8 protein-coding genes are annotated in these 10,987 nt (G+C 57.3%); 3 read left to right on the top strand and 5 right to left on the bottom strand.

The window, feature by feature from the left end:
• Positions 1-24 precede the first annotated feature (24 nt).
• From mdcA to Q9R35_RS15525, 5 genes are all read right to left on the bottom strand, one after another.
• A complete protein-coding gene (gene mdcA, locus Q9R35_RS15545; RefSeq protein ID WP_063692304.1) occupies positions 25-1,707 on the bottom strand; it encodes a malonate decarboxylase subunit alpha in 1,683 nt (560 codons plus the stop codon).
• A 57-nt stretch (positions 1,708-1,764) separates the two neighbouring features.
• Entirely contained in the window at positions 1,765-3,045 is a 1,281-nt protein-coding gene (locus Q9R35_RS15540) for an amidase (protein WP_311220095.1), read from the bottom strand.
• 9 nt (positions 3,046-3,054) lie between these two features.
• Positions 3,055-4,464, bottom strand: coding sequence for a short-chain fatty acid transporter (locus Q9R35_RS15535; protein WP_042483948.1), 1,410 nt, complete (start codon positions 4,462-4,464; stop codon positions 3,055-3,057).
• A gap of 558 nt (positions 4,465-5,022) precedes the next feature.
• Entirely contained in the window at positions 5,023-5,793 is a 771-nt protein-coding gene (locus tag Q9R35_RS15530) for an IclR family transcriptional regulator (RefSeq protein WP_042483953.1), read from the bottom strand.
• Positions 5,794-5,938: 145 nt separating this feature from the next.
• The gene (locus tag Q9R35_RS15525; protein ID WP_086060130.1) at positions 5,939-6,787 is read right to left on the bottom strand and encodes an RNA methyltransferase; all 849 of its coding nucleotides are present in this window, start codon (positions 6,785-6,787) and stop codon (positions 5,939-5,941) included.
• A 108-nt stretch (positions 6,788-6,895) separates the two neighbouring features.
• Between Q9R35_RS15525 and Q9R35_RS15520 the strand changes: the two genes are divergently transcribed.
• From Q9R35_RS15520 to Q9R35_RS15510, 3 genes are read left to right on the top strand one after another with little or no spacing between them, the layout of a single operon-like run.
• Complete coding sequence (locus Q9R35_RS15520; protein WP_042483955.1) at positions 6,896-7,687, top strand: inositol monophosphatase family protein; 792 nt, start codon at positions 6,896-6,898, stop codon at positions 7,685-7,687.
• Positions 7,688-7,745: 58 nt separating this feature from the next.
• On the top strand, positions 7,746-9,329 hold the full coding sequence (locus tag Q9R35_RS15515) for a TerC family protein (RefSeq protein WP_311220094.1): 1,584 nt from the start codon (positions 7,746-7,748) through the stop codon (positions 9,327-9,329).
• A gap of 26 nt (positions 9,330-9,355) precedes the next feature.
• Entirely contained in the window at positions 9,356-10,216 is an 861-nt protein-coding gene (locus Q9R35_RS15510; protein ID WP_063692300.1) for an undecaprenyl-diphosphate phosphatase, read from the top strand.
• Positions 10,217-10,987 lie beyond the last annotated feature (771 nt).

The raw sequence follows: 10,987 nt of genomic DNA, 5'->3' as shown, positions 1-10,987 counted from the left end.
TAATGCAAATAGCGTGGCGGGCCATTACCAGTTACGGAAGCGTGCCGGGGGTTGATACAGCCCGCCGGAGGCTTGAACCAGATCCCGCATACTGCGTGCGGCCAATAGGTTGCGTGTGGCCTGACGTGGGTCTATGCCCAGATCCTGGGGGCGACGGATGATGCCGCGATCGCGCAGGTTCTCCACCATGCGCGCATCTCGGCCCAGGCCCACTTGCGTGTAGCCGGCAACGCCGCGTATGGCCTGCTCGCGTTCTTCGTCGGTACGGCATAGCAAGAGATTGGCAATGCCTTCTTCAGTCAGGATGTGGGTGACATCGTCGCCATACACCATGATGGGAGGCAGATCCATGCCGGTCTGTTCTTGCAGGGTCCAGGCATCCAGGGTGTCCACAAAAGCGGGGGTCATGTGCTCGCGAAAGGTTTCCACAATCTGCACCACCAGCTTCTGGCCACGCGGCGTACCGGCTGCGCCCTGGCGTCCTTGACGAGCCTCTTGCCCGGCTTTCAACCAAGCGGGGCTGGCATGGCGACGACCGCGTGCATCCGCGCCCATATTCGGTGCGCCCCCAAAACCGGCAATACGGCCCAGCGTGGCGGTGGAGCTATTACCATGCAGGTCGATCTGCAAGGTGGAGCCAATGAACAGATCGCAGGCATAGTGGCCCGCGGCCTGGCAGAAAGCGCGGTTGCTGCGCATGCTGCCATCTGGCCCGGTGAAGAACACATCGGAGCGAGCGCGCAGATAGTTTTCCATGCCCAGCTCGGAGCCGAAGGAATGCACCGACTGCACCCAACCGGCTTCAATGGCCGGGATCAGGGCAGGGTGAGGATTCAGGGCCCAGTGTTGGCAAATCTTGCCTTTCAGGCCCAGCGACTCCCCGTAAGTGGGCAGCAGCAATTCGATGGCGGCGGTGTCAAAACCGATGCCGTGGTTCAGGCGTTGCACGCCGTATTCCGCGTAGATACCCTTGATGGCCATCATGGCCATCAGGACCTGTATTTCGCTGATCTGGGCGGGGTCGCGGGTAAACAGCGGTTCAATAAAGTGCGGGCGTGGAGCGGGTACCACGAAGTTCACCCAGTCGGCGGGAATGTCCACGCGTGGCAGGCGGGTGGTCTTGCTGTCGACCAGCTCGTTGACCTGGGCGATGACAATACCGCCCGAAAACGCGGTGGCTTCCACAATGGCCGGGGTGTCCTCGGTATTGGGGCCGGTGTACAGATTGCCGTGCTCATCGGCGGCCTGGGCCGCGATGAGCGCGACATTCGGGGTCAAGTCTACAAAGTAACGGGCAAACAACTCCAGATAGGTATGAATGGCACCGATGTTCAGCCGTCCTGCCGAGGCCAGCCTGGCCAGGCGCGCACCTTGCGGGCCGGAAAAGCTGAAGTCCAGGCGATTGGCAATGCCTTTTTCAAATACATCCAGATGCTGGGGCAAAGCCAGCACGGATTGCACCATGTGCAGGTCATGAATCTGCGCTGGGTCGACTCCTACCAGTGCATCGGCCAGAAAGTCGGCCTGCTTCTGGTTGTTGCCTTCCAGACATACTCGATCTCCTACTTGTAATACGGCTTCCAGCAAGGTGCTGGCTTTATCCGTGCTGCATATTTTGCCTTGCAAAGAGTCTCCCAGTGCGCGGCTGGCACGTTGCAGTCTTTGCTGGCGGGCTTGATTCTTAAGATTCCAGTTGCTGTCCGTCATTGGGTTTCCCTGTGATACCTCTGTCGATGTGATCCGTTAAACAAGCTGCCTGACCCTTCAGGATCGGAGTTCAGGCAACGCGATAGTTAATGTGCCCAGGCGATGGGCAATACGGGCGGCCGCTTCCAGCAGCAGATCGTCCTGCCCGGGGCGGGCGGCCACTTGCAGTCCCAAAGGAAGCCCGTGATTGCCAAAGCCGATGGGCAGGTTGATGCATGGAATGCCCAGCGCCGTCCAGGCACGACACAGCACCGGATCGCCGGTGGTGTCGCGTGTGGGGGCCTCGCCCAAGGCGGCGGCGCTCAGGATCAGGTCCGCGTCGCCGAAGATCAGCTCGGGATGGCGCTTGACCTGATTGATCAGACCTTGGGCCTGGATCAGTTCGGCGGGCTGGGTCTGCGCGCACTTGTCCAGATAGGTCTGCAAAGCAGGCGAGAGCAGCTCCAGGTGTTGTTGGCGTTCATGGCTTAAATGGATTAGCACTTCAGCCCCCATGACGGCTTGCTGCGCGTGGGTCAGTTCGCCAAACAGGCTGTCCTTGTCACTAAGCTGAACTTCAAACTGGCCGTCATCCGTTTCCAGGAGGCTGATGCTCGCTTCCAGCCGGTCACGCAGATCCTTGGCAATATCCTCCCACCAGGGCGTGTGCAAAAAGCTCAGGCGCAAAGGGGCTTGCAGCAGGACTTGCGATACTTCTGGCGTGCTGCGCAGTGCATTGAAAACGCTGCGCACATCGTCCAGGCGTTGGCCAAGAATTCCCACGGTATCCAAAGAGGGGCTGATGGTTTTCAAGCCGCTGCTGGGCAGGGCGCCGAAGCTGGGTTTGAAGCCATAAATCCCGCAGAAGGTGGCAGGGCGTACCACGGACCCCGCTGTCTGGGTGCCCAAGGCCACCGGCACCACATTGGCGGCCACCGCGGCGGCCGAGCCGGACGAGGACCCGCCTGGTGTGTGCTCCAGATTCCAAGGGTTGCAGGTCTTGGGCGGGCTGAATAAGGCAAATTCCGTGGTAACGGTTTTGCCAAATGGCACGGCACCGGCCGCACACAGGGCCTGCACAATGGCGGCGTCCTGAGTGGGGCGGTTATCACGATAAATAGGCGAACCATAGGTGGTCGGAGCGTCCGCCGTATTGATCAAATCCTTGATGCCGATGACTAGCCCCTTCAAGGGGCCGGTGTTGTTCTCCTGCTCCTGGGCGACACGCCGTACCTGCTCCTTGTCCAGATGGGCAAAGGCCTGAATCAGCTCCTCGGTTTGCTCGTAGCGGGCAATCGCCGCTTCAGCCGCCTCCTGGCTGGATGTCGTGTTTCGGGTAGCGAAATCATTCACAGACATGGCTCGTCCTTAGAGCGTGAAGGGTGCGATAAGAATAGCAATCGTCAAAATGACGGTGCCAATCAGAAAGGCCACGACGGTAAAGCCCATGACCTGTCGTACATTCAGGCGCGCAATGGCCAGAACAGGCAGGAGCCAGAAGGGCTGGATCATATTGGCCACCGCTTCACCAAAAGCCACGGCCATGGACATCAGGCCCAGATAGGCGGGGCTGTCCTGACCAATGGCCAGGGCCGACTGCACGGCGATGGGGCCTTGCACACCCCAGTGTCCGCCACCGGAAGGCACAAACAGCGAGATGATGATGGAGGCAATAAAGGTCAGGAAGGGCAGGGTGTATTCATTGGCCCCGGTCACCAGCGCGGAGGACAGAATTTCTTCCAGCGCGTGGCCGCCTTCCATGGGGATATAGGCCAGCAAGCCCATGATGCCGCCGTACAGCGGGTACTGCAGAATCAGCGGGCCTGCCGTTTTGGCGGACTCGACAAAGGACTTGATAAAGCGGATAGGCGTCCAGTGCAGCAGGGCACCGGTGACGGTAAACAGCATGATCATGGATGAGATGTTCAGCGCAAAACCGCTGCGCACGAAGTAGTACATACCCGCGGCAAAGAACAGCACGTTCAGAATCCACAGGTTTTCCAGCTTTTCGGCCGGAGTGCTGGGCTTGGTTTTGGGCAGGTCTTTCTCAATGTCCGCAAAGACGGCCGGGTCGGGCGGCAAGGCGTAGTCCGGCTCCATGCGCCAGATCGTCAGAAACAGCAGGATGATCAGAGCCACAACCGGAATCCAGCTATAGGGCTGAAAAATGGTCAGGCTGAAAGGCACCGTCATGCTGGTCAGTTGATGGATGACGTTGATGGGGCTGTTGGGGTCGGTATTGGCCAGGGCAATCGAGCTGGACAGACCTTGAGTCCAGAGCAGGTAGCCCATATAGCCCGAGGCAATCAGATAACCAAAGTGCACATTGGGCAGACGGCGGGCAACCTGGCGCGCGACCAGGGCACCAGCCACTAGACCCAGGCCCCAGTTCAACAGGCAAAAGATCGAGCCCACGGCAAAGCACAGCAGGGCTCCTTCAACCTGGGTGCGGGCACGGGAAGCCAACCAGATGATGGCGCGTTTCAAGGGTGGTGCTTCGGCCAGGGTGTAGCCCGTCACCAGAATCAACACCATTTGCAGGGCAAAGGTGAAAATGCTTTTGGGTCCCCATACCCCGCGATACCAGGCGTCCACCATTCCTCCGGGGGTGGCGCCATCAACAAACAGGGTAATCAGTCCTACAACCAGCAAGCTCAGGATGACGGCGAACAGATACGGGTCCGGCATCCACTTTTCTACGTAACGCACGCAGATATTGGTAAAGCGGGTCAGCAAGTTTGGCCTGGGTTTGGCCGCGATGGTAGCAGTGGTGTTCATGATGAACTTATCCTTGTTTTTGTCTCCCCGACCTGGCTAGTGGGTCGGCTTATGGTGTTCCCCCTTAGGGGGCTTATCGTTGTGCCCACAAGATAGCGACAGGCTAGTGCGTGGATCAATAAAGCAAATGTCGTTTTATTTACGCGGGGCGAAACGATGAGGCGTTAACCCTAGGGAAAGAGGGGGGGAGCGTGTGGACAGGCTGCTGCGGCTATAAGGCCGGCTGTTTTTTCTGGTGTGGAGATATTTAGCTAAAACGAACTGATTAGAGGATCAATTTGAATGGCGGATAGGGCGCTGTTTGAAATGGGACTACGTTTTCCAACGGGGGGACTGTGAGGGCAAAGAGCGAAGGGGGATAGGCAAGGCTTTTACTCAGGTTCTGACCGTCAGAGCTAAGAGCTTGATTCCAGTTGCACGGCAGAAGTGGGTGATTAAAGGAAGAGGAGAAAGAGTGGGAGTACTGGTTGAGACATAAAAAAAGCACACAGAATGCTCTGTGTGCTTTCAAGGAGTTTTAACGGTGCTGGACCGAAGAGATAGGACGCTTGCGGGGACCTAAAACTTGTCCGCCACTGAATCCAGGGCCTCGCGCAGTAGACCGGCAATCTCTTTTTGACGCGGCGCAGGCATGCGTTCGGTAATAGCTGTGACACTCATGGCCAGAATGGGGCGGCCTTTGTGGTCACACAGAGCGCAGCCCACACCCAAGGCACCGCGCACAGCGTAATTACCTACAACCGAGTAGCCACGAATGCGGGTATTGGTGACCAGCTGACGCATCTCGCGTTGGGTCATGCCGCCGTACTGGTCCAGCTGATTGGCATTGCGCTCGATAATCTGTTCGATGGCCTCATCGCCCAAGGTCGCCAGATAGGCCATGCCACCGGAACCCACGCCTAAAGGCTGACGCTTGCCCACATAAGTAGCCAGAATCTGTACTGGGTAGGGGCCGATTTCGCGCCACAGGCTGACGGAGTCGTCGCCATCGCGGCCCACCAGAAAGACCGCATCGCCGGTAAGCTGGGCCAGCTCCTGCATGATGGGCTGCATGATGGTGACGCGCGGGTCCAGCCCAAACAGGCCCTGATCCTGGCGCGTGGCGCTGTAGCGACGGCTATGGCTGCTGTTCTGGACCAGACCGTGATCGATCAGGGCGGCCAGCAGCCGGTAGATGGTGGGGCGTTGCAGTTGCGTGGCGCGCGACAGGTCAGTGACGCTCAGCCCTTTGCCTTGATGATTCTGCAAAGTCTTGAGCACCAGCAGGCCGCGTTGCAAGGTACGCGGCCCGGCCTGATCCTGCGGTTCTACGGTCTCGGGAGTGTTCATGCTTGAAAACAGCTATTGCTTACCGAAAAAGTAACTCAGTAAGAATATACGCCAGCCAAGAAAGTGTCCACTGTGTGATCGCTCATAAAAGACAATGCCCGCTGGCTGCAGCGGGCAAGCGGGGCAGAGCGTTTGAATGCGGGTTTTAGCGCTGTTCCGGGCCAGCCGATTCGTCCTTGCGCTGTTCGGGGATGGGGTGGCCCGCTGTTTTCGCAGTCTTGATCATGGCGGTACACAGGCCACGCAACATATCCACTTCGTCCAGACTCAGCTGGGCGCGCCCGAACAGGTGCTGCATGCGGGGCACCAGTTTTTTGGGGTGCTTGGGGTCCAGGAATTTGACGCTTTCAATGGCCTGTTCCCAGTGTTGCAGCAAGGCTTGCACCTTGGCTTGAGGCGCCAGCTCCTTGCCGGGGTCTGCCTTGCCCTCCGTATTGGGCAGCAGGCTGGCACCACTTTCAGCCAGCAGGGCGTAGCGCAATTCCCAGGCGGCCAGTTGCAAAGCCTGGGCGACATTCAGGGAGCTGTATTCAGGATTGGCCGGAATATGGCAGACGTACTGGCACTGACTGATGTGCTCGTTGGTCAGTCCGACGCGCTCAGTACCCAGCACAATGGCGACGGTTCCGGCGTGCTGGCGCAGATGCTCACGGCTCAGTTCGGCTGTCTGGCGTATATCAGCAGCCGGTGGTCCCAAGTAGCGAGGGCGGGCCGTCAGAGCAAAAGCCAGGGTGACGGGTTCCAGCGCATGCGCCAGGGTGGGAACAATTGTTGCTTGCTCCAAAACGTCCACGGCACCGCTGGCCAGCGAGATTGCCTGAGGGTTTTGTGCAACGTCCGGGTCCAGCGGGTCGACCAGACATAAATCGCCAAAGCCCATGGTTTTGATCGCTCGCGCTGCTGCGCCCACGTTTCCAGGGTGGCTGGGTTGCACCATAATGAAGCGAACCCGGTGAAAATTATCATCAAATGCCGATGCTTGCGTCTGAGTCATTTAAAATAGCTACTTTGAAGCTACGCTTCCTGTGTCTGCTCACGCGATTTTGCCCTGCAACAGGGCACGCCAGGCAGGCTCAATTATTGTTAAAAAAACGGAATTTCCATGCACCCGATGCTCAATACCGCCATCAAGGCGGCTCGCCGTGCCGGCACCATTATCTCTCGCGCCAGTCTAGACCTCCAGCACCTGTCGGTTGCGCGTAAAGGCCCTAAAGATTATGTCACGGAAGTGGATCGCGCAGCAGAGGAAGCCATCATTGAAGTGTTGAGCGAAGCCTACCCCGATCACGGCTTTATCGGAGAGGAAACGGGCGAGCGTCCACCGCTGGAACCCGCAGGCGAAGGCACTCCTGAATACCAGTGGGTCATTGATCCGCTGGATGGCACCACCAACTTTATCCACGGCTTTCCGTGCTACGCGATTTCGATTGCGCTGATGCATCGAGGCCAGGCTGCCCATGCCGTTATTTACGACACCAACCGCAATGAAATGTTCACGGCCAGCCGTGGCGGTGGTGCCTTCCTGAACGACCGCCGTATTCGTGTGTCGGGCCAGACCCGTTACCACGATGCCTTGATTGGCGCGCACGTACCGGATTCGGGTGCAGGTGTGAAATCCACCTCCCCATTTGCCGATATGCTGGCCGAATGTGCGGCCGTGCGTCGCGTGGGTGCAACGGTTTTGGATCTGGCTTATGTGGCCGCCGGTCGTCTGGATGGTTTCTGCGCCGTCAACCTGAAACCCTGGGATCTGGCTGCCGGCACTTTGCTGGTGACTGAAGCCGGTGGTCTGGTGGGCGACTTTGAAGGCGAGCAAACCTGGAAAGAAACCGGCAACGTGATTGCGGCCAGCCCGAAGATCTTTATTCAGATGTTGTCGCACCTGCAAGATTAAGAACCTGGACCCCGGCATTGCCGGGGTGTTCTTTTAGTCACAGCGCCAAGGAGCAAAGATGGAGTGGTTGATGGACCCGACCGCCTGGGTCGGGTTACTCACACTGGTAGTTCTGGAAATTGTGCTGGGCATCGATAATCTGGTGTTCATTGCAATTTTGGTCGACAAGCTGCCTCCGGCGCAGCGCGACCGGGCTCGTGTGCTGGGCCTGTCACTGGCCTTGCTGATGCGCCTTGGCTTGCTCACGGTCATGTCCCATCTGGTGCAGCTGACCGATCCCTTGATCTCCATATTTAGTCTGGATTTTTCAGGCCGTGATCTGATCATGATCGTGGGTGGTTTTTTCCTGCTGTTCAAGGGCACACTGGAGCTGCACGAACGTATTGAGAACCGCAGTGCTCATGCCTCCGGCTCGCGCATGTATGCCAGCTTCTGGGTGATCGTGGCGCAGATTGTGGTCCTGGATGCCGTGTTCTCCATCGATGCGGTCATTACCGCGGTGGGCATGGTCGAGCATCTGCCCATCATGATGGCGGCGGTGGTCATTGCCATTGGCATCATGCTGGTGGCCTCCAAGCCGTTGACTGCCTATATCAACAGCCGGCCTACGGTAGTGATCCTGTGCCTGGGCTTTTTGTTGATGATTGGCTTCTCCTTGCTGGTCGAAGGCTTTGGTGTACATGTACCCAAGGGTTACCTGTATGCGGCCATTTCTTTCTCCATCCTGATCGAGATGTTCAACCAGCTGGCGCGTCGCAAGTTGCGCATGTTGCAGGCGGGCCGGCCCATGCGTGAGCGTACGGCCGAGGCCGTGCTGCGCATGTTGGGCAAGCGTCCTGCCTCGGGAGAGGCTGCCATCGGGCCGGATCTGCCCGGCGCATCGGCGCAAATGGTGTTTGGTCAGGAAGAGCGCAATATGGTCAGCGGTGTGCTGACTTTGTCCGAGCGTACCGTGCATTCGGTGATGACGCCGCGCAATGCCATTACCTGGGTGAATATTCAGGACTCTGCGGAAGTGCTGCGCGAAAAAATGACGCGGGAACCTCATAGCATGGTGCCGGTCTGTCGCGGTTCGCTCGATGAGGTTATTGGCATTGGTCGAAGCAAAGAGTTACTGGCAGACCTGCTGATTCATGGTCATATCCGTGTGGACCAGTTGCGTCAGCCGGTCTTTGTGTATGAGTCCATCGGGATTTTGGATCTGATGGAAACCATCAAGCAAAGCCGCGGTCAGTTGGTCATGGTGACGGACGAGTTCGGCACCATTGAAGGGCTGGTGACGCCTTTGGATATTTTCGAGGCGATTGCGGGCGACTTTCCCAGCGAGGACGAGACACCCGATATTGTTCAGGAATCTCAAGACCATTGGCTGTTGGATGGTTCGACGGACTTGCACCATCTTGAACAGATGCTGGGTGTGGATGGTTTGGTCGATGAGGACGAAGAATATGCAACGTTGGCGGGCTATCTTCTGACGCGTTTCGGACAGTTGCCCAAGGTGGGGGATGTGTGTGTTCTTGAGCAGAGCGATGCGGTATATCGCTTCAAGGTGGAAGAACTGGAAGGGCGTCGTATTTCCCAGGTCAGTCTGGAACGTGCGCCCTATGATGATGAACAAATCGATCCCTTCCTTGCGTCTTAATTTTTATTGGCTTTGATTCACACAACATGACCGAGCAAACCATTTATTTGTTGAAGGCCCTGTTCCTGGGGATTGTCGAAGGTATTACGGAGTTTATTCCTGTCTCCAGTACGGCACATTTGCTGATTCTGGGTTCGTGGATCGATTTTTCCTCGGGCGATGCCAAGGTGTTCGAAGTCGTGATTCAGTTCGGTTCGATTCTGGCCGTGGTCTGGATTTTCCGTGCCCGCCTGATTCAGCTGATCATGGGAACCTTGCGCGGTGACCGTACCGAGATGATGTTCACGCGCAATTTGCTGATCGCCTTTTTGCCCGCTGCTGTCATTGGTGCCTTGACGATTCAGTATGTGAAAGCCTTGTTTCATCACCAGATTGTGTTTGTGTTCACGCTGGTGTTGGGGGGGCTGTTGATGTTGTGGGTAGAGCGCAAGCCACAGTATGCGAAGCACACGGCAGATAGCGACCAGGGTGAAACCGTCACTTCGCAAAAGGCTACGGCCTTCGCGTTGGAAGAAATTACCTGGAAGCAGGCATTGGTCGTGGGTTTTGCCCAGTGCGTGGCCATGGTGCCCGGCACCTCACGTTCAGGGGCGACGATTATTGGCGGCATGCTGGCCGGTATTCAGCGCAAGACGGCCACGGAGTTTTCTTTCTTTCTGGCCATGCCCACCATGCTGGCCGCCACGGTTTATGACCTGTATCGCAACGGTGCGTCCTTAAGCTCTGATCAGAGTACCGCGATTATTGTGGGTTTTGTCGCTGCCTTTTTTAGCGCACTGTTCCTGGTGAAGGCCGTGCTGCGCTTTGTGTCCAGCCGCACCTATCGTCCTTTTGCCTGGTATCGGATTGCCTTGGGTGGAGTACTGTTTGTGTGGTTGATGACTTAGATCTTCGCCGCCTTGGCTGGTTCGAAATCCCCGCTTGGTTTATCTGCCAGCGGGGATTTTTCTTTGCAGTGGGGCTTGGTAAATAGCTTCCATGCAGACATGCCTTTTTCTTTCTCTCCACCCATCTATCTATCTGTTTAGCTATGTACTAACTTGCTTGGCATTTTTTTGTGGCTGTTGTGCTCAGGGATTTATGAGCAAATAGCGGGGGTGTAGTCTGTTATTTGATTTGATTTGATTTGATTTGATTTGATTTGATTTGATTTGGTTTGGCTTTGAGGCGTTGCTGCGCTTCATTGAAGGGAACTTGTTCTCAGCAAGACGCCTCTCGGTTCGTCTGCCCCGGTATCCGGGCTGACTACTTGCCGGTGCTGCGCACCGGTACCCTTGTCGGTGTTCGGATACGGGCGTGCCCTTAACTCGCGGGGTGTCTTGTCCCGTGGACAAGACACAAGCGCCCCGCTCAAACAGAAGGGCACTTGCATCCCGTATCCGAACACCGCCTGCGGCAAGCAGTCTGAACCGCTCCGGATACCGGGGCAGACGAACCGAGAGGCTCACAGTGAGGTGGGGACAAGCAGCCTTGCATTGCTCATGGGGTAGTTTTTAGCAGGGCTCCAGTTGTTGACTGTTACGTGATAGGGAGCAGGAAAAGACATTTTGGCCGCAAGAAATACGGTCTCTTTTGCGTTTTTGAGGGGGCAGCTGGGCTCGACGGGCGAGTCAGGGCTCTGGCCGCAGGCTCTTGCAGCATCCAGGATGCAAGCCCTG

This window comes from Alcaligenes sp. AB3, from assembly GCF_031844565.1.
Classification (GTDB): domain Bacteria; phylum Pseudomonadota; class Gammaproteobacteria; order Burkholderiales; family Burkholderiaceae_B; genus Alcaligenes; species Alcaligenes faecalis.
This window is presented reverse-complemented; position numbering and strand designations above follow the sequence as displayed.